Genomic DNA, 25,976 nt, shown 5'->3' with positions numbered 1-25,976 from the left:
ACCACGGCGCTCAGCTGAGCCCGCGCATCTGCAGCACCTTCAGCGCCAGCGCGAGGTCCAGCCGCAGCTCGGGGTCGGTGGTGAACGGGCCGAGCATGCGCTCGAGCTTGGAGATGCGGTACCGCAGCGTGTTGTAGTGGAAGTGCAGCTGCCGCGCGGCCTCGGCGACGTTGAGGTTGGTGTCGAGCAGCACCTTGAGGGTGTGCCGCAAATCCTCCATCTCGGGGTCGTCGTCGGCGGCGAGGCCGTGCAGGGTCTCGCGGACGAAGCCGCGCAGCTCGTCGCGGTCCTCGATCTGGCTGAGCAGCCGGAACGAGCCCAGGCTGTCGAAGTGGGCGAGCGAGCCGCGGCCGTTCATCTGCCGCCCGACGTCGACGGCGCGGCGGGCCTGCTCGTACCCGACGGGCAGCCGGGAGGGGTCGTCGACGATGCGGCTGACGCCGGTGGAGAAGGACCGCCGGCCGCCACCGCCGTCGCCGGAGACCTGGCGGACGACCTCGCGCACCGCGGTCGACGGGTCCGGGCCGGCCGGCAGCAGCGCGACCACCTCCTGCGCGAACCCGACGACGGCGGCGCGCGGGTCGCGCCGGCCCATGACCGACTGCCAGGCGACGGTGAACCGCTCCTGCACGGGCCGCAGCTGCAGCCCCGACGACGCGGCCGGCCCGGCCTCGGGGTCGAGCTCGGCCACGACGACGACGAGGTCGCGGCCGACGTCCCAGCCGAGGGACTCGCAGTGCGCCACGATGCGCTCGCGGTCGCCGGCCCGGCCGGACAGGACGTCGCGGAGGAAGTCGCCGCGGTACTTGCTCTCGACGGCGGTGACGGCGAGCTGCTTGTTCACCGCGAGCGCGGCCACCGTCGCGGCCCGTTCCAGCACGTTGACGTCGGCGCCGTCGAGGGCGCGGTGCCGGGCGAACGCGACGATGCGCCCGTGGTCGACCCGCCCGGCCACGATGGGGACGACGGCGTGCCAGCCGGGCACGTCGACGTGGGAGTGGACGCCGCCGGGTTCGTACTCGGTGCGGAACCGGCCGGACGTGTCGAAGCACGGCGTGTGCCGCCATGACGCGAGGTCGTCGACGTTGCCGCCCTCGGCCAGCACCCGGCCGTCGGCGGTCGTCACCATGACCGGCACGCCGAGCACGGCGGACGTCTTCGTGACCAGCTCGGTCAGCCCGCCGCCCTCCAGCACGACGGACAGCAGCGCGTGGTGCACCTCCCACGACCGCTCCAGCGCCGCGGCCTGCTTGTTCAGCACGCCGGTGAGCACCTGGTTGAGGATGTCGTCGAACCCGATGGCGTCGGGCAGGAGCAGCAGCGGCAGCCCGAGCCGGTCGGCCTCGTGGATCATCTCGTCGGGCAGCGCGTCGAGGTAGCGGTGCAGCTTGACGGCGAGCGCGGCCAGCCCGCGCGCGTCCAGCTCGGTGACGAGGCCGGGCAGCCCCTGCGGCGTGTTGCGCAGCGGGTAGCCGGTGGTGAGCAGCAGCTCGTGCGGCTTCACCCACGGCAGGATGTCGGGGACCTCCATGATGTTGGCGCGCTGGACGACGCGGTCGAGGCCGCGCTCGCCCGCGAGCAGCCGCGCACCGGCCAGCGCGGGGATCTCCATCGCCTTGCGCACCGTCAGCCCGGCCACGGCGCGGGACGGCACCCTGCCGCCGCCGGCTGGCAACTCCGGCGAACCCTGGGCCGGATCGTTGGCAAGTTTGCCCATGCGATGACGGTAGTCGTCCCGGCTACGTTCGTGGCAGTCCCAGTTCAGGTGATCTTGGACGGAACGGAGGTCGCGAGTGCCGGCACCGACGGTCCCGACCGGGGTCCGGGCCACCCGGCCGTGGCCGGGCGACGCGTCCCGGCAGGTCCTGCCGGGCGCCGCCAGCACCGCCGTCGCCGCTCTCGTGGGAGGTCCACGGCTCGCCGGGGAGGTCGTGGCCGCGACCCGCACCATGACCGCCGTCCTGGTCGACCACGGCACCGGGCCGGTGCTCCTGTGCCTCACCGGCCCGGCCGCCGTGCGCCTGCCGTGCGCGGTGGTCACGCCGTGGCCGGTGTCCGGGCTGCGGACGGGCGAACGCGCGCTGGTCGGCGGCGGTGAGCTGCGCATCGGCGACGACGACGGCGCGGTCGTCACCGTGGGCCGCTGGTGGCGGGTGCGCCCGGCGGTCGTCGCCGACGTCGCGCTGGCCCGCCGCCGCGCCGCCGGGCAGGACGACCATCCCGGGCTGGACGGCGCCGTCGTCGCGGCCGCGGGGCGGCTCGGCCTGGCGTTGCTGTGCGGCGACGACGACGAGCTCGCCGACGCCGCGGGCGGGATGCTGGGGCTCGGCCCCGGCCTGACGCCGGCCGGCGACGACGTCCTGGCCGGCGCGTTGGTGGTCGGCGCCACCGTCGAGTCCCAGGGCGCCGCGCGGCTGGCCGCCGCCGTCGAGGCTGCCGGGCCGCTGCACCGCACCACCGCCGTCTCGGCCGGGCTCCTCCCCTACGCCGCCCGCGGGCTGGGCGTCCCGCAGCTCAGCACGTACCTCGCCGCGCTCGGCTCGGCCCGCGGCGACGTCCACGCGGCGGGGCGCCGGCTGCTCGCCGTCGGGCACACGTCCGGCGCGGCGCTGCAGCTGGGCGTCCGGGTCGCGCTGACCGCGCTCGCGGGGGCCGCGCGGTGATCCGCCACATCGAGGTGCGCACCGGCACCTACCACGACTCAGTCACGTTGATGCAGGTCAGCCAGGCGATCCAGGGTGAGGACGGGGTCGGCGGCGCGCTCGTCGCCATGGCCACGCAGCTCAACCTCGACCTCCTCGGCGGCATGGGCTTCGACGTACCCGACGCGAGCCCGAACGACCTCGTCGTCGGCGTGACGGCGGACGACGACGCCGCGCTGGGCCGGGCGCTGGGCCGGCTGGAAGCGGCGCTGACCGCGCGCCCGTCCGCCGGCCAGGGCGGCTTCGGCGCCGCGCCGGCCCCCCGCACCGTCGGCTCGGCCGCCGGCCGCGACGCCGGGACCATCGCGTTCGTCTCGACGCCCGGACCGCACGCGTTCGCCGACGCGATGGACGCGCTGCAGCACGGCCTGCACGTCGTCGTGTTCTCCGACAACGTGCCGGTGGAGCAGGAGGTGCGGCTCAAGCGCGAGGCGCACGACCGCGGCCTGCTGGTCATGGGGCCCGACTGCGGGACGGCGGTGGTCGGCGGCGTCGGCTTCGGGTTCGCCAACGTCGTGCGGCCGGGGCCGGTCGGCATCGTCGCGGCGTCCGGCACCGGCGCGCAGCAGTTGCTCAGCCTGGTCGACGGCGCGGGCGTCGGCATCAGCCACTGCCTCGGGGTCGGCGGGCGCGACCTGTCGGCGCGGGTGGGCGGCGCGTCGACGCTGGCGGCGCTGGACCTGCTGGCCGACGACGACGCCACCGAGGTGGTCGTCGTGGTCAGCAAGCCGCCCGCGCCGGAGGTCGCCGACGCCGTCCGCGAGCGGGTCGAGAAGCTCGGCAAGCCGGTCGTGCTCGCGCTGCTCGGGCCCGGGCAGCCCGACCTCACCGCCGTCGCCGAGACCGTCGTCGCCGCGGCCGGGGCCGAGTGGCGGCCGCCGCGCTCGTGGCCGTCGACGGCGCCCGAGACCGGCCCGTACCCGTCCATCCGCGGCCTGTTCGCCGGCGGCACCCTGTGTGAGGAGGCGCGGCTGCTGGCCGACGCGGCACTCGCCCCCGGCGGGCACACGTTCGTCGACTTCGGCGACGACACGTTCACGCTCGGCCGGCCGCACCCGATGATCGACAACTCGCTGCGGGTCGAGCGGCTGCTGGCCGAGGCGCGCGATCCGTCCTGCGGCGTCGTCCTGATGGACGTCGTGCTGGGTCACGGCGCGCACCCCGACCCGGCCGCGGAGCTGGCGCCGGCGATCGTCCGGGCCCGCAACGTCGCCGGGGCGCGCGGCCGCGACCTCGCCGTCGTCGTGGCGCTGGTCGGGACCGCCGACGACCCGCAGGGGCTCGAGGAGCAGGCGCGGGCGCTGCGCGACGCGGGCGCGTCGGTGCACCTGTCCAACGCGGCTGCCGCGCGCGCCGCGATCGCGCTGGTCAGTGGGGGTGCCGGGTGACCGACCTGCTGCGCGACGAGCCACGGGTCGTCAGCGCCGGCGTCGACCTGTTCGCGGCCGCGCTGGCCGCCCAGGCGGTGCCGGTGACGACGGTCGACTGGCGGCCGCCGGTCGCCGGGACGGACGACGATCTCGCCCGCGTGCTGGCCGACCCGCGGCGTCCCGACGCCAACACCACGGCCGTCACGCGCATGCTGGCCGCCGGCGCCGACCTCGTCGACGTCCGCCCGGCCGGCGAGGTGCTCGGGCTTCAGCCGGGGCAGTTCCTGCACGCCGGGCCGCCGATCACCTGGGAGCGGGCGTCCGGGCCGCTGCGCGGCGCGCTGATCGGCGCGGCCCTGTTCGAGGGCCTGGCGGCCACGCCCGACGCGGCCGAGGCCCTGCTGGCCGCCGGCGACGGCGTCGAATGGTCGCCGTGCCACGACCACGGCGGCGTCGGCCCGATGGCCGGGGTCGTGTCGCCGTCGATGTGGCTGTTCGAGCTGCGCGATCCGTCGACCGGCCGGACGGCGTGGTGCTCGCTGAACGAGGGCCTCGGGACGGTGCTGCGCTACGGCGCGTACGGCCCGGAGGTCATCGACCGGCTGCGGTGGATGTCGTCGGTGCTGGGTCCGCTGCTGCAGGCCGCCGTGCGGCGGCGCGGGCCGGTGGACGTCAAGGCGATCGTCGCGCAGATGGTCCAGATGGGCGACGAGGGGCACAACCGCAACCGCGCCGGCACGCTCATGCTGCTGCGCGACCTGCTGCCCGCGCTGGCCGCCGGCGGCGCCCCGTCGTCCGACGTCGCGGACGTGGCGGCGTTCATCGGCGGGAACGACCACTTCTTCCTCAACCTCGTCATGCCGGCCGGGAAGCTGCAGACGGCGGCCGCCGCGGACCTCCCCGGCTGCACCGTCGTCACCGCCATGGCCCGCAACGGCACCGACTTCGGCATCCAGGTGTCCGGCACCGGCGCCGCCTGGTTCACCGCGCCGGCCAACACCCCGTCCGGGCTGTACCTGGGCGCCTACGGCCCCGACGACGCGAACCCCGACATCGGCGACTCCGCGATCACCGAGACGATGGGGCTTGGCGGGTTCGCCATGGCCGCCGCACCCGCCATCGTCCGCTTCGTCGGCGGGTCGGTGCCGGACGCGCTCGCGACCAGCCGGCTGATGTACGAGATCACCCTCGGCGAGAACCCGGCGTACGCCATCCCGATCCTGGAGTTCCGCGGCGCGCCCACCGGCATCGACGTCACGCTGGTGACGCGCACGGGGGTGCTGCCGCAGATCAACACCGGCATCGCCGGCCGGGTCGCCGGCACCGGCCAGGTCGGCGCCGGCCTCGTCCAGCCGCCGATGGACTGCTTCACCGCGGCGCTGTCCGCGCTGGCGGCCGCCGCTCCCCCGCTCTCGGGGTAGCGCGGTCAGCTGCCTTCGTTCTTGATGCGTTCCACCAGCCGCCACACACCGGTCGACGGATTCGGGTGCTCGTCGTCGGTGCCGCCGAGCTTCCGCGCCCGTTCGATCGCGTCGCTGAGGCCCGGCGAATACCTGCGGAACACCACGGACTTCTCATAGCCGGGGACGTGATGCCTCAGCAGCTTGGCCGCCTTGTCGCAGGTCGTCAGGAATGCCGTGTGGTCCTGGAAGTGCAGCAGCAGCCACAGCTCGAAGCAGGTGTTCGAGACCGCGAGCCGGATCCTCGGCTCAGATCGGACCGCCGCGACAGCTCGCACGATGTCGAATTCATCGACGTCGACGACGCACCACACCTGATCGAAGTTGTCGGAGTCGAGGAACACCTTCGCCTGCCCGACGAGTCCGGACGGATCGGAGCTACCGGTTCGCACCTTGACCGCGACGCTCGGCTTACGTACGTGGCCGACAAGACCTTTGAAGTACTCGGGCTCGGTGCGCTTGCCGCAGCACAGCACCAGATGCGCGTTCGAGGCTCACGGAACGGTTGCCGTCTGTTGTGCGGCATTTCGCGCCGAGAGTCGCGCGCCATCAATCGCTCTCCGCCCGCGCGGCCAAGGCGTGACGCAGGTCGTCGTCGGACACGATGGGGACGGCGCCGTAACTGCCGCCGAGGTAACGGCGCTCGGTGTTCTCGTGCTGACGAGGCTTGAAATCGGTCAGCGGGAACAACGTCGTCGCGCCGTCGCGGTCCTTCTCGACGAACCACACCTCATCGCGGGCGAGCACCTCGCCACCCATCGACGTGCCCAGAAGCGAGGCGTCATGGGTCGTGAAGACGAGCTGCGCGGACTTCGGGTTGGCTTCCTCGTCCTTGAACATGCTCACCAGCTGGGCGGTCAGCCGCGGATGCAGGCTGGCGTCGATCTCATCGACGCAGAGGACTCCGCCCATGGTCAGTGCGTCAAGAGCCGCCACCAGCATGCCGAGCCACGCCAGTGTCCCCGCCGACTGGTCTTCTGCGGACAGGGCCACACCACTCTGCCCGTGAACGAATCTCAGCTCGTATCCACAGGACCAACCCCTACTGAGAAGGAGCTCGCGTACCCGCGCGTTATTCGGCCAACGTACGTAGGGCTCCGATTCGTCGGCGCTCATGAGCTCGTCCAGCCCGGCCGTCATGTGTTCAGCGTCCTTGCCGTGTAGCGCCCGTTCCAGTTGTAGGTCCGTGATGCCGAGATCGGCTGCTCGTAGCATCTCGACCAATCGGTCCCTGTCCGTGCCTTCGGTCCTCAGCAGCCTGCTGGCCTCCGCGGCCGCCGAGGTGGTTCCCGCTGGCTGCGTATGAACCCGCAACCGACGCCGGAACCAGTCGTAGACAGGCTCGACCTCCGTCAGGTCGATCATCGCGCCCGCGCCCAGCGCGCTGGCATTCCCTCGGGTGACCTCGTTCAGGAATCGTTGGCGGCCGCGATAGTCCGACACGGTGAAGCCGAGCCGGATCTCATGGCCGTCGCGCTCGAAGACCACTTGCTTGCGCCCATGTGGGAACCGGTACAGCCATTCGTCGCGAACCACCCGGTCATCGATGGAAATCCCATAGACGTACCGGACCGAGCAGAGCACAAGATCCACGGCGTAGGTCGAGGGCTCCAAGCTGCGCGCCGGATCGAGGAGGAACGGGCTACGCGGGATCGCGCTGCCTGGCTCCCAGGTCCGATAGGAATCGCGGACGATCCGCTGAAGGAAGCCGAGAGCATCCAGAACAGTGGTCTTCCCCCCGGCGTTCGCTCCGAAGATGGCGGCGACCGGCACCACCTCTCGCGGCTTGTCGTAGGCAGGGAGTAGCACCAACTCCTGCTCGTCGCGGATCGACCGGTGATTCGCGACCCGAAAGCTCCTGAGCATGGCTCCTCCGCAGGTTTCAAGCCCTTCTGTGCAAGTAAACCGCACAGAACTCGACTTCTCCTCTCGCAAAGGAGCTCCTAGCGCAGGTCGGCGGGGACGTCGACGTCGGCGGACGAGCCGGTGCCGGTGCAGTCGACGAGGGTGACGAGGTCGGGGTGCGCCCGCATGAACGGGCGGGCGCCGGCGTCACCGGTGGCGAGGGCGGCGACGTCGGCCCACACCGGGCGGGCCAGCAGGACGGGGTTGCCGCGGCGGCCGTCGTAGGTGGCCACCGCGACCGACACGCCGCCCGCCGCCCAGGCGGCGCGCAGCCGCGTGACGGCCTCGACGCCGACCCACGGCTGGTCGACGAGGGCGACGACCACGGCCTCGGCGGGCGCCCAGCTGAGCGCGCGCAGCCCGGCCCGCAGCGACGACCCCATGCCGGTGGCCCAGTCGGGGTTGTGCACGACGACCGCGCCCGGCACGGTCAGCGGCACCGCGCCGGACACGACGGCCACCGGTGCGCAGCCGCCACCGGCGAGCAGCGCGACCGCGCGGTCGACCAGCCGCGACCCCTCGTACTCGACCAGCGCCTTCGGCCCGCCGTACCGGGAGCCCGACCCCGCGGCGAGGACCAGCCCGGCGACGTCAGACGGCATCGGCGGCGAGGTGCTCGCGGTGGATCGGCCCGCTGGTGTCGCTCAGCCGCCGGCCGGAGCCGCCCCAGCGCGCCGCGATGATCTCGGCGGCGATCGACACCGCGGTCTCCTCGGGCGTGCGGGCGCCGAGGTCGAGGCCCAGCGGCGACGCCAGCCGGGCCAGCTCGTCCTCGGCCAGCCCTTCCGCGCGCAGCCGGGCCAGCCGGTCGTCGTGGGTGCGCCGCGACCCCATGACCCCGATGTACGCGGCCGGCGTACGGACCGCGGCGGCCAGCAGCGGCACGTCGAACTTGGGGTCGTGGGTGAGCACGCAGATGACGGTGCGGGCATCGACGGTCGTCGATGCGAGGTAGTCGTGCGGCCACTTGACCACGACCTCGTCGGCGTCGGGGAAGCGCCGCGGCGTCGCGAACACCGGCCGCGCGTCGCACACCGTGACGTGGTAGCCGAGGAACCGGCCGACCCGCACCAGCGCGGCGGCGAAGTCGATGGCGCCGAACACCAGCATGCGCGGCCGCGGCGCGAACGACTGGACGAACACCTGCAGGTCGTCGAGCCGGCGCTCGCCCGAGGCGCCGTAGCGGCGGATGCCCGTCTGGCCCTGGTCGAGCATGCCGCGGGCGTCGTCGGCGACGGCGTCGTCGAGCCGCGCGCTGCCCAGCGACCCGGCGACGCGGTCGGGCCAGACGACGAGGTGGGCGCCGGCCGGACCCGGACCGGCGACGACGGTGGCGACGGCGACCGGCTCGGCGCCGTCGATGCTCGCCGCGACGTCGGCCAGCACCGGGAAGGTCGAGCGATCGACCGCCTCGACGAACACGTCGATGATGCCGCCGCAGGTCAGCCCGACCGCGAACGCGTCGTCGTCGCTGACGCCGTAGCGCTGCAGGACCGGCGGCCGGCCGGCCATGACCTCCTGCGCCAGTTCGTACACGGCGCCCTCGATGCAGCCGCCGGACACGCTCCCGACCGCCTCGCCGGACGCGGTGACGGCCATCGAGGCGCCGGGCTGGCGCGGCGCGGACTGGAACGTGCTGACGACGGTGACCAGCCCGGCCCGCTCGCCGTCGCCGACCGCCGTCACCAACTCACGCATCACTTCCTGCACGGTCACCACCCCTCCGGGCCGGTTCGCGTCCGCCGAGCAGACCGGCCAGCTCCTCCATCGCGCCCAGCGAGTGGCCGGCGACGAGCCGGTCGACGTACGGAAGCGCTGCGCGCATGCCACCCGTACTAGGACTGTATCCTTGATATCCACGGTGCGGGTTGACCCACACGACGCGCCGGGCCAGCCGCGCCAGCCGGGCCATCTGACCGGCCAGCAGCGCCGGGTCGCCGCGCTCCCAGCCGTCGCTGCCGATGACCACGACGGCGCCGCGGGCGGTGCCGCGCTGCCCCCAGCGGTCCAGGAACTCCTTCAGCTCGTCGCCCAGCCGGGTGCCTCCGCTCCAGTCGTCGATGGCCGCCGACGCCGCCGCCAGCGCGGCCGCCGGGTCGCGGCGACGCAGCTCACGGGTCACGCGGGTGAGCCGGGTGCCGACGGTGAACACCTCGGTGCCGGGACGGACGCGGCAGGCGGCGTGGGCGAAGCGCAGCAGCGTCTCGGCGTACGGCGCCATGGACCCGCTGACGTCGACGAGGAACACCAGCCGCCGCTGCCGGCGCCCGTGCCGGTGCCGCCGCAGGTCGACCGGCTCGCCGCCGTGGCGCAGCATGCTGCGCACGGTGCGGCGGGCGTCGACCGGCCCGGACGGCGACGGGCGCAGCCTGCGGGTGGTGCGGTCGGGCGCGGCCGGAACCAGCGTGCTGACGTAGCGGTCGACCTCGGCGCGGTCGGCCGGGCTCAGCGTGGACACGTCGCGGTGCCGCAGCACCTCGACCCGGCTGGCGGTGGCGATACGCTGCCGCTCGTGGTCGGGATCGCCGTCGCGGTCACCGCCGGAACCGGGGTCGTCTGGCAGTGCGATCATGCGGGTGACCGGCGGGACGGTGACGCGACGCGGCGGGCGGTCCGGGCGGCCGCCGAAGTGCGCGGCGAACACGCGGTCGTACCGCTCGACGTCCTCGGGCGACCCGCACAGCGTGACCCGGCCGGCCCAGTACACCGACCGCAGCGAGCCGGCGCCGAGCACGTCCAGCGCCTCGAGCATGGCGTGCACCCGCGTGGGCGGGACGTCGACGCCGGCCGCGGCCAGCCGCCGGGCGAACCCGGCCACCTCGGCGTCGACCTCGATGCTCATGGCCGGCCGGCCAGCTCCGCGACCTCGCCCATGATGCGCTCGGTGTCCTCCTGGTACTTGAGCACCGCGCCCAGCGTGCGGGTGGCGAGGTCGGCCGACAGCTCGGTGGCGCCGAGCGCCGTCAGCGCCGTGACCCAGTCGATCGACTCGGCCAGGCCGGGCGGCTTCAGCAGGCCGGCGGCGCGCAGCCGCTGCACCGCGCGGGCGACGTCGTCGGCCAGCCGCGCGCTGACGTCCGGGAGGTGCCGCCGGATGACCGCGACCTCGCGCTCGAGCGTCGGATGCGCCAGCCAGTGGTAGAGGCAGCGCCGTTTCAGCGCGTCGTGCACCTCGCGGGTGCGGTTGCTGGTGACGACGACGACCGGCGGCCGCTCGGCGCGGACGGTGCCCAGTTCGGGGATGGAGATGGTGAAGTCGGACAGCACCTCGAGCAGGAACGCCTCGAACTCGTCGTCGGCGCGGTCGATCTCGTCGACCAGCAGCACCGACGGCGTCGTCTCGAGCGCCCGCAGCAGCGGCCGGGCCAGCAGGAAGCGGCGGTCGTACAGCTCGTGCTCGAGGCGGTCGACGTCGGTGACGCCGGCCGCCTCGGCGGCGCGCAGGTGCAGCAGCTGACGCGGGAAGTCCCAGTCGTACAGCGCCTGCGCGGCGTCGACGCCCTCGTAGCACTGCAGCCGGATGAGCGGGGCGTCGAGCACCTGGGCCAGCGCCTGCGCGAGCGACGTCTTGCCGACACCGGCCTCGCCCTCGAGGAACAGCGGCCGGCCCATGCGCAGGGCCAGGAACGCGGCCGTCGCCAGCCCGTCGTCGGCCAGATACCCCGCGGCGTCGAGCCGCCCGGCCAGTTCGCCGGGCGTGGTCGCGGCGCTGTCGATGTCCGCCATGACCCCACGCTACGCCGACGCGGCCGCCGCGCGCTGGCGGCCGGATCGGTCAGGAATCGAGAAGCGGCTCCGGCGTGGTCGCTTCTAGCGTGACGAGCATGGACAACGAGACGTCTGACCAGACCCGCAAGAAGGGCTCCCCCGGCCGGTTGTCGCTGTGGTTCCAGCGGCGGATGAACACCAGGACGGTCGGCAAGATCCGCCGGAAGGGCACGGCCCGGATGATGGGCATGGACATGCTGATCCTGCACACCGCGGGGCGCCGGTCCGGGCAGCCGTTCGAGACGCCGGTCGCCTGGTACGACGGCGACGGCGGCCGGCTGGTCGTCGCGTCCGGCGGCGGCAGCGGCGACCCGAACTGGTACCTCAACCTGACGGCGCACCCGGACCGCGCCGCGGTCGAGCTGCCTGGCGAGGAGGCGCACCCGGTCACCCCGCACACGCTGGACGGCGCCGACCGCGACGAGGCGTGGCAGCGCATCGTCGCCGCCAACCCGCGGTTCGCGAAGTACCAGAAGAAGAGCGAGCGCCAGTACCCGGTCGTCCGCCTCACGCCGCGCTGATCGCGTCCACACTGTCGGCGGTGGGTGCCAGACTCGGCGCATGAAATACGTGCTGCTGATCTGTGACGACGAAACCATCTCGCCGAGCATGGCCGAGATGGAGGCCGACCCGGTCCACCAGACGTGGGAGGCCGACCTGCGACGACGCGACGCCGAACGGCTCGGCGTGCGGTTGCGGCCGGTCGCGTCCGCCACCACGGTGCGGGTCCGCAAGGGCGAGACGCTGGTGTCCGACGGACCGTTCGCCGAGACCAAGGACTTCGTCGGCGGCGTGGTGCTCATCGAGTGCGCCGATCTCGACGAGGCCATCGCCATCGCGGCCGGCCATCCCAACGCCCAGTGGGGCGGCGTCGAGATCCGCCCGGTCTGGGAATGACGGCCGACGCCGTCCGCGCCGCCGTCGACGCCGCGTACCGGGAGGAATGGGGCCAGGTCGTCGCCACGCTGATCGGCCTGACCCGCGACTGGGACCTCGCCGAGGACTGCGCGCAGGAGGCGTTCGCGGCCGCGTTGACGGCGTGGCCGCGCGACGGCGTCCCGGACCGGCCGGGCGCCTGGCTGACGACGACGGCGCGGCACCGCGCGACCGACCGGCTGCGCCGCGACGCCGCCGGGCGGGCGAAGCTGCGCCAGCTGGCGGTGCTGGCGCGAGAGCCGGCCGAGTCGTCCGCCGAGGAGATCCCGGACGAGCGGCTGCGGCTGATCTTCACCTGCTGCCATCCGGCGCTGCCGTTCGAGGCCAGGGTCGCGCTGACGCTGCGGACGCTGGCCGGGCTGAGCACGGCCGAGATCGCCCGGGCGTTCCTCACCGCCGAGCCCGCCATGGCGCAGCGCATCGTCCGGGCCAAGCGCAAGATCGCCGAGGCCGGCATCCCGTACCGCGTGCCGCCGGCCGAGCTGCTGCCGGAACGGCTCGCGGCGGTGCTGGCCGTGCTCTACCTGATCTTCAACGAGGGCTACGACGAGCGCGACGGCCGCCGGGCGCTGGCCGCCGAGGCCATCCACCTCGCCCGCGTGCTGGCCCGGCTGCTGCCCGCCGAGCCGGAGCCGTGCGGCCTGCTGGCGCTCATGCTGCTGCACGAGGCCCGCCGGGCGACCCGCGTCGACGACGGCGTCCTCGTGCCGCTGGAGCGCCAGGACCGGTCCCGGTGGGACCACGCGCTGATCGACGAGGGCGTCGCCGTGCTCGACGACGCCATCGCGCTGCGCCGCCGCGGGCCGTACCAGCTGCAGGCCGCCATCGCCGCCTGCCACGCCACCGCGCCGGACGCCGCCGGCACCGACTGGCCGCAGATCGCCGCCCTCTACGCCGAGCTGGCCCGGCTGGCGCCGTCGCCGGTGGTGGAGCTGAACCGGGCGGTGGCGGTGGCGATGGCCGACGGCATCGCGGCCGGGCTCGCGCTCGTGGACGACCTGGCGGCGTCCGGCCGGCTCGACGGCTACCACCTGCTGCCCGCCACCAGGGCCGACCTGCTGCGCCGCGACGGCCGCCGGTCCGAGGCGCGGGCGGCGTACGAGGAGGCGTTGCGGCTGGCGCCGTCCGAGGCCGACCGCCGGTACCTGACCGGCCGGTTGAACGCGCTCTGAGAATTTCTTCGCCACGGATGTCGATCCGCGGCCGGTTCCTTCGTCGGTGGGGCGACCGACTCCCCTGACGAAGGACCGACGATGCTGCACACCACAACGCTCTCACCGGCCGCCACCCGGCCACGGCTGGTGCTGGCGCTCACCTGCGCCGCCACGTCGATGGTGGGCCTGGACACCGCGATCGTGAACGTGGCGCTGCCGTCCATCCAGCGCGACCTCGGCACCGGTTACGCCGCCCTGCAGTGGGTGGTCGTCGCCTACGGCCTGCTGCTCGGCGGATTCCTGCTGCTCGGCGGCCGGCTGGCCGACCGGCTGGGCCGCCGCCGGCTGCTCGTCACCGGACTCGCCGTGTTCGCCGGTGCGTCCCTGGCCGCGGGCGCCGCCCACGCCCCCGGCCTGCTGATCGCGGCCCGCGGCGCGCAGGGGCTCGGCGCCGCGCTGCTCGTGCCCGCGGCCCTCTCGCTGCTGGCGGTCACGTTCCCCGACGGACGCGAGCGGCACCGCGCGCTCGCGGTGGTCGGCGCCGTCGACGGCGCGGCCGGCGCGGCCGGGGTGGTGCTGAGCGGCCTGCTGACCGGCGGCCCCGGCTGGCGCTGGGCGTTCCTGATCAACGTCCCGGCCGGTCTGGTGCTCATCGGGCTGGCCACGGCGTTCCTCGTGGCCGACCGGCCCGAGAAGCGCGCCGGCCGGTTCGACGTCGCCGGCGCGGTCACGGCCACGACCGCCCTGCTGCTGCTCGCCTACACCCTGCACCACGCCACCGGCCACGGCTGGCTGGCCGGGACGACGCTGGCGCTGTTCGCGGCCGCCGCCGCGCTACTCGCGGTCTTCGTGCGCATCGAGCGTCGCAGCGCCGACCCGCTGCTGCCGCTGCCGATGCTGCGCAACCGGTCGCTGGTCGCCGCGAACGTCACCGGCGTCCTGGCCTTCGGCGCGCTGATGGCCTTCATCTTCATCGGCTCGCTGCTGATGCAGCAGGTGCTCGGCTACTCGCCGGTGGCGACGGGGCTGGCCTGGCTGGCCACGACCGTGACCATCGTCGTCGTGGCGATGGCCGGCGGGCGGCTGGTCACCCGGGCCGGCGTGCGGGCGTCGCTGGTCCTCGGCCTGACGCTGCTCGCCGTCGGGGCGGTGTGGCTGGCGCGGGTGCCCGCGGACGCCGGGTACGCGACCGACCTGCTGCCCGCGTTCCTGCTGGCCGGTGTCGGGTTCGGGCTGTGCGGGCCGGCGGTGCAGATCGGTGCGCTGACCGGGGTGTCGCAGCCGGCCGCCGGGCTGGCGTCCGGGCTGGTCGAGACGTCGCGCGAACTGGGCGGCGCGGCCGGCGTCGCCGTCGTGGCGGCGGTGCTGGTGTCCGGGTCCGGGCTGGACGGGTTCCGCGCGGCGTTCGGGTTCGTCGCCGTCCTGGCCGTGCTCGGAGTCGTCGCGGCGGTGGCCGGATTCGGCCGCAAATCCGGTTGCGCGGCGGCGGCCGATGCCTGACGCTCGTCGTCGTGGCCGGCCCCCTGCGTCGCGATCCCGCGTTCCGGTCGTTGTTCGCGGCGCGGACCATCTCCTTCCTCGGCGACTCGCTGAGCCTGGTCGCGCTGATGCTGCACGTGGCCGAGACCGCCGGCCAGGCGCTCGCGGTGGCGCTGCTGCTGCTCGTCGGCGACCTCGCGCCGGCGCTGTTCAGCCCGCTGGCCGGCGCGATAGCGGACCGGTGGGACCGGCGCCGGGTGATGATCGGCTGCGAGCTGGTGCAGGCCGGGCTGCTCGTCGCGATCGCGCTGGCGCTGCCGCCGTTGCCGCTGCTGCTGGTGCTGGCCGGGGCGCGGGCGGTGTCCGGGCAGGTGTTCCTGCCGGCGTCGCGGGCCGCGGTGGCCACGCTGGTGCCGCAGCGCGAGCAGGCCGCCGCCAACTCGGCGCTCGGCCTCGCGACGAACGGTGGCGAGGCGGCCGGGCCGCTGGTCGCGGCGGCGCTGTTCCCGCTGGTCGGGGTGCGCGGCGTCTTGCTGGTGGACGCGGCGACGTTCCTGCTGTCGGCGCTGCTGCTGCTCCGGCTGCCCGCGCTGCCGCCGTCGGGGCCGGCCGGCGGCCGGAACGGGCTGCTCGACGACGCCCGCGCCGGCCTCGGGTACCTCTGGCGGGAACCGGCGCTGCGGATCATCGGCCTCGGCTTCTGCGTCGTCGTCGCGTTCAACGGCATCGACGACGTCGCACTGGTCGTGCTCGCCCGCGACACCTTCGACGCCGGCTCGTCCGCGGCCGCGGTGCTGCTGGCCGCCGTCGGGCTCGGGCTGTTCGCCGGGTACGCGCTGCTGGCGCGCTGGTCGTCGCGGGCGGCGCTGCCGTGGCTGCTGGTCGCCGGGTTCGCCGTCAGCAGCGTCGGCAACCTGCTCACCGGGCTGGCGTGGGCGGTGGGGATGGCGTTCGCGTTGCAGGCGGTGCGCGGCCTCGGCATCGCCGCCATGGACGTCGCCACGAACACGCTGCTGCCGCGGCTGGCGCCGGACGCGCTGCTCGGGCGGGTGTTCGGCAACCTCTACGGGGCGATCGGGCTGGCCGCCGGCCTGTCCTACGTGGGCGGCGGCCTGCTGCTGGACGCGACCTCGGCGCCGGTGACGTTCATCGTGGCGGGCGTGGGCGGCACCCTCGCCACCGTCGCCGTGGCCGTCGCGCTCCCCCGTGCGTTGCGCCGCCGTCAGCCCTGAGCCAGCAGCCCGGCCAGCCGCTCGTACTGCTCGACGATGCCCATGGCCATGCCCGTGGAGACGGCGAAGTCGAGCACGTCCGGCGACGGGAACGTGGTCAGCCAGTGCACCCGGGTGCCGCCGTCGACCTCCTCGAACGTGATGGTCTCGACGGCGGGCGGGCCGGGCGGCCCCTGCTCCGGCGCCGTCGTGCGGACCAGCCGCTTCGGCGGGTCGACCTCGAGGTACTCGCCCAGGAAGGCGACCTCGCCGTTGATCCACTTCCAGCGGCCGCCGGGGCGCAGGTCCAGCTCGACCACCTCGGTGGTGGTGCCGTGCGGGCCGATCCAGCGGGCCAGGTGCTCCGCCGTCGTCATGGCGGTCCACACCAGCTCCCGCGGCGCGGCGAACACCCGCTCGATGAGCAGGTCCGATCCCTCGGCGACGACGGTGGTGGCCGCGTCGCCCAGCTCGCGTCGGGTCATGGCCGTTCTCCCTTCTGCAGGTCCGTGAGGTAGTGGTCCAGCCGGTCGAAGCTGTCGCCCAGGAACGCGCGGTACTGCTCCATCCAGGTGACGACGTCGCGCAGCGGTTCCGGGCGCAGCCGGCACGAGCGCCACTGCGCCCGCCGGGTCTGCTCGATCAGCCCGGCCTTCTGCAGCACCTTCACGTGCTTCGAGATGGCCGGCAGCGAGACGTCGAACGGCTCGGCCAGCTCGCCGACGGTGGCCTCGCCACGGGTCAGCCGGGCCAGGATGGCGCGTCGCGTCGGGTCGGCCAGCGCGGTGAACGTCGCCGTGAGCGACTCGGTCTCGACCGTCATTTTCCCCTCCCGTTAATTAACTACACAGGAAAGTATGAAATCCGCCAAGAAAAGTCAAGCGATCGTGTGAACCACCCGCCACCCTGGCGCGTCTTACGTGCACGGGCCGGATCGGCGGCGGGTAGGCGATCCATGCGGGGTCCGTGACCGTGACGATGCTCCCGACGTTGGGCGGCTGCGGGCTCAGCGATCGTTGGCAGCTCACTGTGACCGACCTGTGCGGCGCCGGTCACCACGGTCACACCGCCGCCGATCCGTCCCTACCAGGCCCGGACGCACGAGAAGGCCGCTCCGCCAGTTGGGGGGCAAGAGGCGGAGCGGCCCCCGTTGCATCCATGGTAGCCGAGCGTGACCGTCTTGTCGCACTACGTAACGGTCCGTCCGCTGACCTGCGTCGATACGAGACCCGTTTCGGCGAGAAACTCCCCCGCGCCGTGCAACCGGCGGGCACGCTGAGGAGTGATTGATGGTGAGAGCCGATACCCGGTCGCACCGTCCGGGACGGCAGTCAGGAGGTCCATCATGATCATCCGGCAACGGCTCCGGCGGGCGGCGATCGCGCTCGCGACGGCCACGATCGTTCCGCTCGGCCTGCTCGCGACCAGCACGGCGGCCGACGCCGCCACGACGACCTACAAGGGCCGCGTCACCGAGGGCGTCAACGTGCGCAGCGCCCCGACGTCCTCGTCGGCCAAGGTGGGGTCGTACGCGAAGGGCGCGACCATCACCATCCAGTGCAAGGTGTACGGCCCGGCGGTCAGCGGCAACAGCCTCTGGTACAAGCTGGCGAACGGCCGCTGGGTGAGCGCCCGCTACGTCGCCAACGTCGGCGCCGCGCCACGCTTCTGCGGCGACGGCCACGAGTACACCGGCCGGGTGTCGTCGTCGACGGCGCTGGCGGTGCGCAGCGGGCCCTCGACGGCCAACGCGAAGGTCAGCTCCATCCCGCGCGGCGCGCGCATGTCCATCGTCTGCAAGGTCGACGCGCAGAGCGTCGACGGCAACCGGCGCTGGTACCAGCTGACCGGTGACGGCGGCGGCCAGTGGGTGTCCGCCCGCTACGTGACGAACGTGGGTGCGGCCCCGCCGTACTGCTGAGCCCTCCCAGGGAAGACGACGGCGCCGCCCTCACGACAACCGGGGCGGCGCCGTCGCCGTCCGCGGCTTCACCCCGAGCAGCGTGAACGCCAGCGCGCCGGCCGCGGTGATCGCCAGCAGCGTCAGCCCGACGCCGTAGCCGTCCAGCAGCACCCCGTACGTCGCGCCCATGACCAGCGGCGGGAAGAACCCGCCGAGCCCGCCGGCCGCGCCGACCACACCCGTCACGGTGCCGACCTTCTCCGGCGGGGCCAGCTTCGCCACCCACGCGAACACGCCGCCGGTGCCGAGGCCGAGGAAGAACGCGAGCAGGACGAACGCGACGCCGGCCGGCACCTCGATCGGCGGCTGGAACGCGACGACGATCGCCAGCACGGCGGTCCCGGCCAGCGAGATCGCGACGACCGTCCGCGGCCCGATGCGGTCGGACAGCACACCGCCGATGGGCCGGGCGACGACGGCGGCCAGCGCGAAGCCCGCGGTGCGGGTGCCGGCCGCCGTCAGGTCGAAGTCGTAGATGTCCTTGAGGTACGTCGGCAGGTAGGTGGAGAACGCGACGAACCCGCCGAACGCCACGGCGTACAGGAACGACATCTGCCACGTCACCGGCAGCCGGCCGGCCGCGCGCAGCTTCGGCAGCACCGGCGCGGTGTTCGGCGCCCACGCCGGCGAGTCGCGCATGAGCATCCAGCAGATCGCCGCCGTCGCCACCAGCGCCACCGCGACGATGACGTGCGTCGCCACGTAGCCGAACCAGTCGACGAACCGCGGCGTGAAGAACGCCGACAGCGCCGTGCCGCCCATCCCGGCGCCGAACACGCCGGTCGCGAAGCCGCGCCGGGACTTCTCGTACCAGGCGTTGACGAACGGGATGCCGACGGCGAACGTCGTCCCCGCGATGCCGAGGAAGAACCCGAACAGCAACAGCAGGCCGTACGACTCCGCCTCGCCGGCCACCGCGACGAGCACCACGAACGGCGCCGACAGCACCATCAGGACGGGGAACATCAGCCGGCCGCCGAGGCGGTCGGTGAGCGCGCCGGCGAGGATCCGGCCGACCGAGCCGACCAGCACCGGCGTCGCCACCAGCAGCGACTTCTCCCCCGAGGACAGCCCGAGGTCGCCGGTGTAGCGCACGCCGAGCGGCGCGACCATGTTCCAGGCCCAGAAGCTGACCGCGAACGCGACGGTCGCCAGCACCAGGTTGCGGGTCTGGCCGGCGCGCAGCTCACCCGGTTCGGTCATCGTTCCTCCTTCAGCGGTCCCGGTCGCGGCTGCCGACGGTGTCCCAGCCGCGGCGGCGCGGCGCCGCGTCGCGGCTGCGGTAGACGATGTAGGGGCGGAACAGGTAGTGCACCGGCGCGGTGAACGCGTGCACCAGCCGGGTGAACGGCCAGATCGCGAACAGCAGCATGCCGACCAGCGTGTGGAGGTGGAACTGCACGGGCGCCGCGGCCATCGAGTCGATGTCGGGCTGCAGCACGAACAGCGACCGGAACCACGGCGACACCGACTCGCGGTAGTTGTGCGCCTCGTGCCCGGCGCCCACGCTGACCAGCGTCGTCCACAGCCCCAGCGCGATGGCGCCGACCAGGACGACGTACATCGCCTTGTCGTTGCGGGTGGTGGCCATGAACACCGGCCCGGTGCGGCGGCGCCGGTAGATCAGGATCGCGATGCCGGCCAGCGTGCAGGCCCCGGCGAGACCGCCGAACAGCAGCGCGTTGACGTGGTAGACCCCCTCGCTGACGCCCACGGCCTCGGTCCACGACTCCGGGATCACCAGTCCGCCGATGTGCCCGATGATCACGACGAGGATGCCGAAGTGGAACAGCGGCGACCCGATGCGCAACAGCCGCGACTCGTAGAGCTGCGACGACCGCGTCGTCCAGCCGAACTTGTCGTACCGGTAGCGCCAGATCGACCCGGCCACCAGCACCACGACCATGAGGTACGGCAGCACGCCCCACAGCACGGTGTTCACGGCCGGCTCCCGTACGGCAGCAGTTCCAGCCCGACGGTCTCGACGGGCGGCGGCCCGGCCTGGGCGTGGACGGCGGCACGGTCCGGCGGCGACTCCCCCGGCAGCGTGGCGCAGACCGCGGCGACCCCGCCGGCGTACGGCGTGCCGAGGTCGAGCAGCGCGAACTTCAGCAGTTCCAGCGACGCGCGGTACTCCTGCAGCAGCGCGACGCCGGCGGCGGGGTCGGCGACCGCGGCGAACTCGAGCACCGTCGGCAGGTGGTCGGGCAGCTCGCCGCGCAGGTCGACGAGGAAGCCGCTGGCCCGGTAGGCGGCCTTGAACCGGGCCAGCACCTCGCCGCGCCGCCGAGTGTCGCCGTCGGTCCAGTACGACAGGTGCAGCGCCCGCTCGCGGCTGAGGTCGAACACGTCGACGTAGTCGCGCTGCAGGTCCGCGAGCGGCCGTCCGGCCAGGTGGCCGACCAGCCCGGACAGCTGGGTGACGGCGTCGGACGGCGGCTGCTCGGCCAGGGCCGCGCCCAGCTGCGGCAGCCGTTCGGCCAGCGCGGCGCCGGGGTAGTCGAGGCACCACGACGCGACCTGGTGGACGACGCGGTGGCCGGCGGCGGGACCGCGGCGGCGGATCACGGCGCGCCGTCCTTCTTCGGCGGGAACAGGCCCTCCGGCGTGCCGCTGCCGTCCCAGTTCAGCAGGTTGACGCGGCCGCTGAGGTCGCCGCCCGGCGGGTTGTCGCTGGTCTGCCGCTGTTTCAGCGCCTGGAACGTCTCGACGGCGACCGGCACCGGCCGGCCGCTGGCCTCGCCGAACGGTCCGGACTCGTACATGCCGGGCCCGTCGTCGACGTCCAGCGAGCAGCCGATCTCTTCGAGGTCGTGCGCCTGCTCGGCGTGCGCCGTCGGGATGACGTAGCGCTCGTCGTACTTGGCGATCGCCATCAGCCGGTACATCGCGTACAGCGACTCCTCCGTCATGCCGACCGACGCCGGGATGGACGGGTCGCCGTCGCGGCCGAGCGTGACGTCGCGCATGTAGGCGCGCATGGCGGCGAGCTTGCGCAGCACCTGCGTCACCGTCGACGTCCTCCCCGCGGTGAACAGCTCGGCCAGGTACTCGACCGGGATGCGCAGCGCGTCGATGGCGCCGAACAGCGTCGCGCGGTCCTCGGCGTCGTGCCCCTGCTCGGCCAGCAGGTCGACCACCGGCGACAGCGGCGGCACGTACCAGACCATCGGCATCGTGCGGTACTCAGGATGCAGCGGCAGCGCGACGCGGTACGTCTTGGCCAGCGCGTACACCGGCGAGCGGCGGGCCGCGTCGATCCAGTCGTCCGGCACGCCGCCCGCTCGCGCCGCCGCCACCACGTCGGGGTCCGACGGGTCCAGCATGAGGTCCAACTGCGCCTCGTAGAGGTCCTGCGGGTCCGGCGTCGACGCGGCCTGCGTCACCCTGTCGGCGTCGTACAGGAACAGGCCGAGGTAGCGCAGCCGCCCCACGCAGGTCTCCGCGCACACCGTCGGCAACCCCACCTCGACCCGCGGGTAGCAGAACGTGCACTTCTCCGCCTTGCCGGAGCGGTGGTTGAAGTAGATCTTCTTGTACGGGCAGCCGGTGACGCACTGCCGCCAGCCGCGGCAGCGGTCCTGGTCGACCAGCACGATGCCGTCCTCGCTGCGCTTGTAGATGGCGCCGGACGGGCACGACGCCATGCACGACGGGTTCAGGCAGTGCTCGCAGATGCGCGGCAGGTAGAACATGAACGTCCGCTCGAACTCGAACCGGATCTTGTCCTCCGACTCGCGCCGCACCTTCTCGACCACCGGGTCGAGATGGCCCAGCTCGCTGGTGCCGCCGAGGTTGTCGTCCCAGTTCGCCGACCACGTGACCTTGGTGTCCTCGCCGGTGATCAGCGACTTCGGCCGCGCCACCGGGAAGTCGTCGCCCAGCGGCGCCTCGGTGAGCATCTTGTAGTCGTAGGTCCACGGCTCGTAGTAGTCGGCCAGCTCCGGCTGCACGGGGCTGGCGAAGATGCCGAGCAGCCGCTTCAGCCGTCCGCCGGTGCGCAGCTCGAGGTTGCCGCGCTTGTTCAGCGTCCAGCCGCCCTGCCAGCGCTCCTGGTCCTCGTACCGGCGCGGATAGCCCTGGCCGGGGCGGGTCTCGACGTTGTTGAACCAGACGTACTCGGTGCCGGCGCGGTTCGTCCACGCCTGCTTGCACGTGACCGAGCAGGTGTGGCACCCGATGCACTTGTCGAGGTTCATCACCATCGCCAGCTGCGCCATGACCCGCATCAGTACGTCACCTCCTGGGACCGCTTGCGGATGGTCGAGACCAGGTCGCGCTGGTTGCCCGTCGGGCCGAGGTAGTTGAACGTGTACGAGAGCTGCGCGTACCCGCCGATCAGGTGCGTCGGCTTCACCAGCAGCCGCGTCACCGAGTTGTGGATGCCGCCGCGCCGGCCGGTCGCCTCCGACTTCGGGACGTCGATGGTGCGCTCCTGCGCGTGGTGCACGTAGACGACCCCCTGGGGCATCCGGTGCGACACGATCGCGCGGCCGACGAACACGCCGTTCGCGTTGACGCACTCGACCCACTCGTTGTCCTTCACGTCGATGGCCGCGGCGTCCTGTGGGCTCATCCACACGACCGGGCCGCCGCGCGACAGCGACAGCATGAGCAGGTTGTCCTGGTACTCGGAGTGGATCGACCACTTCGAGTGCGGCGTCAGGTAGCGGACAGTGGTCTGGCTGGCGCCGTCGGGCCCCAGCCGGGGCTCGCCGAACAGCCGGTGGAAGTCCAGCGGCGGCCGGTAGATCGGCAGCGCCTCGCCGTACTCCAGCATCCAGTCGTGGTCGAGGTAGAAGTGCATGCGGCCGGTGAGCGTGTGGAACGGCTTCAGCCGCTCGATGTTGACGGTGAACGGCGCGTACCGCCGGCCGCCGGTCTCGGAGCCGGACCACTCCGGCGACGTGATGACGGGGACCGGGGCGGTCTGGGTGTCGGCGAAGGTGATCCTGCGTTCCTCCGAGCCTTCGGCGAGGTCGGCCAGCCGCTTGCCGACGCGTTCCTCCAGCGTGCGGAAGCCCTGCACGGCCAGCTCGCCGTTCGTCGTCCCGGAGAAGGCGAGGATCGCCTCGGCCAGCTTCTCGTCGGTGTCGATGGCCGGACGGCCGTCGGCGGCGCCGCCCAGCATGACGCCGTTGGCCTTGGCCAGCCGTTGCGTCTGTTCCTCGAGCCGGAAGGTGACGTTCTTGACGGTGAAGCCGAGGGTGTCGGCCAGCGGGCCGACCGCGGCCAGCTTGTCGGCGATGGCGGTGTAGTCGCGCTCGACGACGGTGAACACCGGTCGGCTGCCCTCGGCCCGGCCGCCCGGGAACTTCGCCTCACCCGGGGTGTCGTGCTGCAGCGGGACGCTGACGAGGTCGCGGCGCGTGCCCAGGTGCGTCTTCGCCATGGCGGACAGCTTGCGGGCCAGCAGGTGGAACGCGTCGAAGTCGGTCTTCGCCTCCCACGGCGGGTCGATGGCCGGCGTGAACGCGTGCACGAACGGGTGCATGTCCGTCGACGAGAGGTCGTGCTTCTCGTACCACGTGGCCGCCGGCAGCACGATGTCGGACAGCAGCGTCGTCGACGTCATGCGGAAGTCGGCCGAGACCAGCAGGTCGAGCTTGCCCTCGGGGGCCTCGTCGTGCCACGTCACGTCCCGCGGCCGCGGCGCCGCCGGGTTCTCCGTCCCCATGACGTTGGAGTGGGTGCCGAGCAGGTGCTTGAGGAAGTACTCGTTGCCCTTCGCCGACGACCCCATGAGGTTCGAGCGCCACAGCACCAGCGTCCGCGGCCAGTTCCGCGGCGCGTCGACGTCGGCGATGGCGGGCTTCAGCGTGCCGTCGTCGAGTGCCTTGGTGACGTACTCGGCGGCGTCCTTCGCCGCTCCGTTCTCGACCGCCGCCGCGGCGTCGTCCGCGACCTGCAGCGGGTTCGTCTCGAACTGCGGGTAGAACGGCATCCAGCCGAGCTTCGCGGACTCGGCGATGGCGTCGGCGGTGTGCTTCTCCTCGGTGCCGGTGCTCAGCGGCGACGCCAGCGACGCCGTCGAGTAGCCGTCGTTGCGCCACTGGCCGGTGTGCATGTACCAGTACGCCGTCCCGATCATGGTGCGCGGCGGTCGGGACCAGTCCAGCGCGTTGGCCAGCGAGATCCAGCCCGTGATGGGGCGGCACTTCTCCTGGCCGACGTAGTGCGCCCAGCCGCCGCCGTTGCGGCCCATGCAGCCGGTCAGGATGAGCAGCGACAGGATGGCCCGGTACGTCGCGTCGCCGTGGAACCACTGGCAGACGCCGGCGCCGAGGATGATCATCGAGCGGCCGCCGGACTCCTCGGCGTTGGCGGCGAACTCGCGGGCGATGCGGATGCACTGCTCCGCCGGCACGCTGGTGATCTCGGCCTGCCAGGCCGGGGTGTACGGCGTGCTCGCGTCGTCGTAGCCGGTGGGCCACTCCCCCGGGAGCTCCGGCCGCCGCACGCCGTACTGGGCGAGCATGAGGTCGAGCACCGTCGTCACCAGGTGCCCGCCGACGCGGCGGGCCGGCACGCCGCGCCGCAGCACGTCGCCGGAGCCGTCGGGATTCGTGAAGGCCGGGAGGAGGACCTCGACGGCCGTCGCTTCGTCGCCGGCCATGCTGAGCGCCGGGGTGACGCCGTCGAGGTCGAGGTTCCAGCGGCCCTTGCCGGACTCCGCGTACCGGAACCCGATGGAGCCGTTCGGGACCCGCGGCTCGCCGGTGCCCTCGTCCAGCACCACCGTCTTCCACTGGTCCTCTGCCGCCTCGTGCCCGAGGTCGGCCGCGGTGAGGAACTTGCCGGGGGTCAGGCCGCCCCGCTCGTGCGGCTCGAGCCGGATGAGCATCGGCAGGTCGGTGTAGCTGCGGACGTAGTCGGCGAAGAACGGAGTCTGATCGTCGACGAAGTGCTCTTTCAGCACCACGTGGCCCATCGCCATCGCCAGCGCGGCGTCGGTGCCCGCCTGGGCCGGCATCCACTCGTCGGCGAACTTGGTGTTGTCGGCGTAGTCGGGGCTGACCGTGACGACCTTCGTGCCGCGGTAGCGGACCTCCGCCATCCAGTGGGCGTCGGGCGTGCGCGTGACGGGGACGTTCGAGCCCCACATCATCAGATACGTCGCGTCCCACCAGTCCCCCGACTCCGGCACGTCCGTCTGATCGCCGAAGACCTGCGGGCTGGCCACCGGGAGGTCGGCGTACCAGTCGTAGAACGACGTCATGACGCCGCCGATGAGCTGCACGAACCGCGTCCCGATGGCGTGCGAGACCATGGACATGGCCGGGATGGGCGAGAAGCCGGCGCAGCGGTCCGGCCCGTACTCCTTGATCGTGTGCACGTGCGCCGCGGCGGCGATCTCGATGGCCTCGTCCCAGCTGGCTCTCACGAGCCCGCCCTTGCCCCGCGCCCGCTGGTAGCTGCGCCGCTTCTCGTCGTCGCCCGTGATGTCGGCCCACGCCAGGACGGGGTCGCCGAGGCGCTGCTTCGCCTCGCGGTACAGGTCCAGGAGCACACCGCGCACGTACGGGTACCGCACCCGCGTCGGCGAGTAGGTGTACCAGCTGAAGGCCGCGCCCCGCGGGCAGCCTCTCGGTTCGTACTCGGGCCGGTCCGGCCCCACCGACGGATAATCCGTCTGCTGCGTCTCCCAGGTGATGATGCCGTCCTTGACGTACACCTTCCACGAGCACGACCCCGTGCAGTTCACCCCGTGGGTCGACCGGACCACCTTGTCGTGGCTCCACCGGTCCCGATAGAACACGTCGCCCTGCCGGCCCCCGTCCCGGAACACCACCCGCCCGTCGCCGGACTCGTCCCAGCGGGTGAAGAACCTCCCGGCCTTCAACAGGGCCGCCGAGGCCGGCCCGTCCACCCCTCGTTCGCGCGCCGGTCCGGCCATCCGCCCCTCGATTCCTCGTGGTCGGCAGCCCCGCCTCTCCCCTGCGCGGGGCGTTGGGTTCGAGCATAGACATGATCACGTGGCCGGGCGGCCCATCCCGCCCAACTCCCTCGGCGCGTCGTACGGTCCCT

At 73.3% G+C, this 25,976-nt stretch carries 23 protein-coding genes; 9 read left to right on the top strand and 14 right to left on the bottom strand.

The annotated features are described in order from the left end of the window. Positions 1 to 10: 10 nt before the first annotated feature. The gene (locus BLV02_RS12765) at positions 11 to 1,717 is read right to left on the bottom strand and encodes a PucR family transcriptional regulator (protein WP_083289264.1); all 1,707 of its coding nucleotides are present in this window, start codon (positions 1,715 to 1,717) and stop codon (positions 11 to 13) included. A gap of 76 nt (positions 1,718 to 1,793) precedes the next feature. Here BLV02_RS12765 and BLV02_RS12760 point away from each other — a divergent pair, with 76 nt between their 5' ends. The 3 genes from BLV02_RS12760 to BLV02_RS12750 are packed head-to-tail and all read left to right on the top strand — an operon-like array spanning position 1,794 to position 5,493. After that, on the top strand, positions 1,794 to 2,663 hold the full coding sequence (locus BLV02_RS12760) for an oxamate carbamoyltransferase subunit AllH family protein (RefSeq protein ID WP_069115021.1): 870 nt from the start codon (positions 1,794 to 1,796) through the stop codon (positions 2,661 to 2,663). Next, the gene (locus BLV02_RS12755; RefSeq protein WP_216094603.1) at positions 2,660 to 4,090 is read left to right on the top strand and encodes an AllF/FdrA family protein; all 1,431 of its coding nucleotides are present in this window, start codon (positions 2,660 to 2,662) and stop codon (positions 4,088 to 4,090) included. The genes BLV02_RS12760 and BLV02_RS12755 overlap by 4 nt, the downstream gene beginning before the upstream one ends. Next, positions 4,087 to 5,493: a YlbE family protein gene (locus tag BLV02_RS12750; protein ID WP_069115022.1), complete on the top strand. Its 1,407-nt coding sequence runs from the start codon at positions 4,087 to 4,089 to the stop codon at positions 5,491 to 5,493. Before BLV02_RS12755 ends, BLV02_RS12750 begins: the two co-directional genes overlap by 4 nt. A 5-nt stretch (positions 5,494 to 5,498) precedes the next feature. On the opposite strand, the gene BLV02_RS12745 is transcribed toward BLV02_RS12750, so the two are convergent. From BLV02_RS12745 to BLV02_RS12720, 6 genes are all read right to left on the bottom strand, one after another. Further along, entirely contained in the window at positions 5,499 to 6,008 is a 510-nt protein-coding gene (locus BLV02_RS12745) for an RloB family protein (protein WP_083289230.1), read from the bottom strand. 73 nt (positions 6,009 to 6,081) lie between these two features. Further along, the gene (locus BLV02_RS12740; protein WP_069115023.1) at positions 6,082 to 7,398 is read right to left on the bottom strand and encodes an AAA family ATPase; all 1,317 of its coding nucleotides are present in this window, start codon (positions 7,396 to 7,398) and stop codon (positions 6,082 to 6,084) included. A 77-nt stretch (positions 7,399 to 7,475) separates the two neighbouring features. Next, positions 7,476 to 8,039, bottom strand: a complete 564-nt coding sequence (locus BLV02_RS12735) for a nucleotidyltransferase family protein (RefSeq protein ID WP_069115024.1) — start codon at positions 8,037 to 8,039, stop codon at positions 7,476 to 7,478. Next, the gene (locus BLV02_RS12730) at positions 8,029 to 9,135 is read right to left on the bottom strand and encodes an XdhC family protein (protein ID WP_425432577.1); all 1,107 of its coding nucleotides are present in this window, start codon (positions 9,133 to 9,135) and stop codon (positions 8,029 to 8,031) included. Before BLV02_RS12730 ends, BLV02_RS12735 begins: the two co-directional genes overlap by 11 nt. After that, positions 9,128 to 10,279: a vWA domain-containing protein gene (locus BLV02_RS12725; RefSeq protein WP_069115025.1), complete on the bottom strand. Its 1,152-nt coding sequence runs from the start codon at positions 10,277 to 10,279 to the stop codon at positions 9,128 to 9,130. Before BLV02_RS12725 ends, BLV02_RS12730 begins: the two co-directional genes overlap by 8 nt. Next, a complete protein-coding gene (locus BLV02_RS12720) occupies positions 10,276 to 11,163 on the bottom strand; it encodes an AAA family ATPase (protein WP_069115026.1) in 888 nt (295 codons plus the stop codon). Before BLV02_RS12720 ends, BLV02_RS12725 begins: the two co-directional genes overlap by 4 nt. 98 nt (positions 11,164 to 11,261) lie before the next feature. Between BLV02_RS12720 and BLV02_RS12715 the strand changes: the two genes are divergently transcribed. The 5 genes from BLV02_RS12715 (at position 11,262) to BLV02_RS12695 (ending at position 16,006) form a co-directional block, all read left to right on the top strand. Further along, positions 11,262 to 11,726, top strand: a complete 465-nt coding sequence (locus BLV02_RS12715) for a nitroreductase family deazaflavin-dependent oxidoreductase (protein ID WP_069115027.1) — start codon at positions 11,262 to 11,264, stop codon at positions 11,724 to 11,726. A 40-nt stretch (positions 11,727 to 11,766) separates the two neighbouring features. After that, positions 11,767 to 12,102, top strand: coding sequence for a YciI family protein (locus BLV02_RS12710; protein ID WP_069115028.1), 336 nt, complete (start codon positions 11,767 to 11,769; stop codon positions 12,100 to 12,102). Further along, positions 12,099 to 13,313 (top strand): RNA polymerase sigma factor, encoded by a 1,215-nt coding sequence (locus BLV02_RS12705; protein WP_069115029.1) that lies wholly within the window; start codon positions 12,099 to 12,101, stop codon positions 13,311 to 13,313. The genes BLV02_RS12710 and BLV02_RS12705 overlap by 4 nt, the downstream gene beginning before the upstream one ends. Before the next feature lie 81 nt (positions 13,314 to 13,394). Next, positions 13,395 to 14,795 (top strand): MFS transporter, encoded by a 1,401-nt coding sequence (locus BLV02_RS12700; RefSeq protein WP_069115030.1) that lies wholly within the window; start codon positions 13,395 to 13,397, stop codon positions 14,793 to 14,795. 11 nt (positions 14,796 to 14,806) lie between these two features. Beyond that, complete coding sequence (locus BLV02_RS12695) at positions 14,807 to 16,006, top strand: MFS transporter (RefSeq protein ID WP_216094605.1); 1,200 nt, start codon at positions 14,807 to 14,809, stop codon at positions 16,004 to 16,006. Here BLV02_RS12695 and BLV02_RS12690 read toward each other — a convergent pair. After that, positions 15,997 to 16,470, bottom strand: a complete 474-nt coding sequence (locus BLV02_RS12690) for an SRPBCC domain-containing protein (RefSeq protein ID WP_069115031.1) — start codon at positions 16,468 to 16,470, stop codon at positions 15,997 to 15,999. The two genes, BLV02_RS12695 and BLV02_RS12690, sit on opposite strands and share 10 nt — an antisense overlap. Further along, positions 16,467 to 16,808, bottom strand: coding sequence for an ArsR/SmtB family transcription factor (locus BLV02_RS12685; protein ID WP_069115032.1), 342 nt, complete (start codon positions 16,806 to 16,808; stop codon positions 16,467 to 16,469). Before BLV02_RS12685 ends, BLV02_RS12690 begins: the two co-directional genes overlap by 4 nt. Positions 16,809 to 17,330: 522 nt before the next feature. Here BLV02_RS12685 and BLV02_RS12680 point away from each other — a divergent pair. Then, complete coding sequence (locus BLV02_RS12680; protein ID WP_069115033.1) at positions 17,331 to 17,906, top strand: SH3 domain-containing protein; 576 nt, start codon at positions 17,331 to 17,333, stop codon at positions 17,904 to 17,906. A gap of 30 nt (positions 17,907 to 17,936) precedes the next feature. Here the strand turns inward: BLV02_RS12680 and BLV02_RS12675 are convergent, their stop codons facing one another. From BLV02_RS12675 to BLV02_RS12655, 5 genes are read right to left on the bottom strand one after another with little or no spacing between them, the layout of a single operon-like run. Further along, positions 17,937 to 19,151: an MFS transporter gene (locus BLV02_RS12675; RefSeq protein WP_069115034.1), complete on the bottom strand. Its 1,215-nt coding sequence runs from the start codon at positions 19,149 to 19,151 to the stop codon at positions 17,937 to 17,939. Positions 19,152 to 19,161: 10 nt separating this feature from the next. Next, the gene (gene narI / locus BLV02_RS12670) at positions 19,162 to 19,890 is read right to left on the bottom strand and encodes a respiratory nitrate reductase subunit gamma (RefSeq protein WP_069115035.1); all 729 of its coding nucleotides are present in this window, start codon (positions 19,888 to 19,890) and stop codon (positions 19,162 to 19,164) included. Beyond that, entirely contained in the window at positions 19,887 to 20,516 is a 630-nt protein-coding gene (gene narJ / locus BLV02_RS12665; RefSeq protein ID WP_069115036.1) for a nitrate reductase molybdenum cofactor assembly chaperone, read from the bottom strand. The genes narI and narJ overlap by 4 nt, the downstream gene beginning before the upstream one ends. Beyond that, positions 20,513 to 22,177, bottom strand: coding sequence for a nitrate reductase subunit beta (gene narH, locus BLV02_RS12660; protein WP_069115037.1), 1,665 nt, complete (start codon positions 22,175 to 22,177; stop codon positions 20,513 to 20,515). The genes narJ and narH overlap by 4 nt, the downstream gene beginning before the upstream one ends. Then, positions 22,177 to 25,845, bottom strand: a complete 3,669-nt coding sequence (locus BLV02_RS12655) for a nitrate reductase subunit alpha (protein WP_069115038.1) — start codon at positions 25,843 to 25,845, stop codon at positions 22,177 to 22,179. The genes narH and BLV02_RS12655 overlap by 1 nt, the downstream gene beginning before the upstream one ends. Between the last annotated feature and the right edge of the window lie 131 nt (positions 25,846 to 25,976).

Source organism: Jiangella alba (assembly GCF_900106035.1).
In the GTDB taxonomy this organism is placed as follows: Bacteria; Actinomycetota; Actinomycetes; order Jiangellales; family Jiangellaceae; genus Jiangella; species Jiangella alba.
The sequence above is the reverse complement of the archived record's forward strand: the minus strand, read 5'-3'. Positions and strand labels throughout refer to the sequence as shown.

Coding starts and splice junctions, on each gene's coding strand:
- BLV02_RS12765 (WP_083289264.1), bottom strand. CDS start 1,717: ATGGGCAAACTTGCCAACGATCCGGCCCAGGGTTCGCCGGAGTTGCCA.
- BLV02_RS12740 (WP_069115023.1), bottom strand. CDS start 7,398: ATGCTCAGGAGCTTTCGGGTCGCGAATCACCGGTCGATCCGCGACGAG.
- BLV02_RS12735 (WP_069115024.1), bottom strand. CDS start 8,039: ATGCCGTCTGACGTCGCCGGGCTGGTCCTCGCCGCGGGGTCGGGCTCC.
- BLV02_RS12730 (WP_425432577.1), bottom strand. CDS start 9,135: ATGCGTGAGTTGGTGACGGCGGTCGGCGACGGCGAGCGGGCCGGGCTG.
- BLV02_RS12725 (WP_069115025.1), bottom strand. CDS start 10,279: ATGAGCATCGAGGTCGACGCCGAGGTGGCCGGGTTCGCCCGGCGGCTG.
- BLV02_RS12720 (WP_069115026.1), bottom strand. CDS start 11,163: ATGGCGGACATCGACAGCGCCGCGACCACGCCCGGCGAACTGGCCGGG.
- BLV02_RS12715 (WP_069115027.1), top strand. CDS start 11,262: ATGGACAACGAGACGTCTGACCAGACCCGCAAGAAGGGCTCCCCCGGC.
- BLV02_RS12710 (WP_069115028.1), top strand. CDS start 11,767: ATGAAATACGTGCTGCTGATCTGTGACGACGAAACCATCTCGCCGAGC.
- BLV02_RS12705 (WP_069115029.1), top strand. CDS start 12,099: ATGACGGCCGACGCCGTCCGCGCCGCCGTCGACGCCGCGTACCGGGAG.
- BLV02_RS12700 (WP_069115030.1), top strand. CDS start 13,395: ATGCTGCACACCACAACGCTCTCACCGGCCGCCACCCGGCCACGGCTG.
- BLV02_RS12690 (WP_069115031.1), bottom strand. CDS start 16,470: ATGACCCGACGCGAGCTGGGCGACGCGGCCACCACCGTCGTCGCCGAG.
- BLV02_RS12685 (WP_069115032.1), bottom strand. CDS start 16,808: ATGACGGTCGAGACCGAGTCGCTCACGGCGACGTTCACCGCGCTGGCC.
- BLV02_RS12680 (WP_069115033.1), top strand. CDS start 17,331: ATGATCATCCGGCAACGGCTCCGGCGGGCGGCGATCGCGCTCGCGACG.
- BLV02_RS12675 (WP_069115034.1), bottom strand. CDS start 19,151: ATGACCGAACCGGGTGAGCTGCGCGCCGGCCAGACCCGCAACCTGGTG.
- narH (WP_069115037.1), bottom strand. CDS start 22,177: ATGCGGGTCATGGCGCAGCTGGCGATGGTGATGAACCTCGACAAGTGC.
- BLV02_RS12655 (WP_069115038.1), bottom strand. CDS start 25,845: ATGGCCGGACCGGCGCGCGAACGAGGGGTGGACGGGCCGGCCTCGGCG.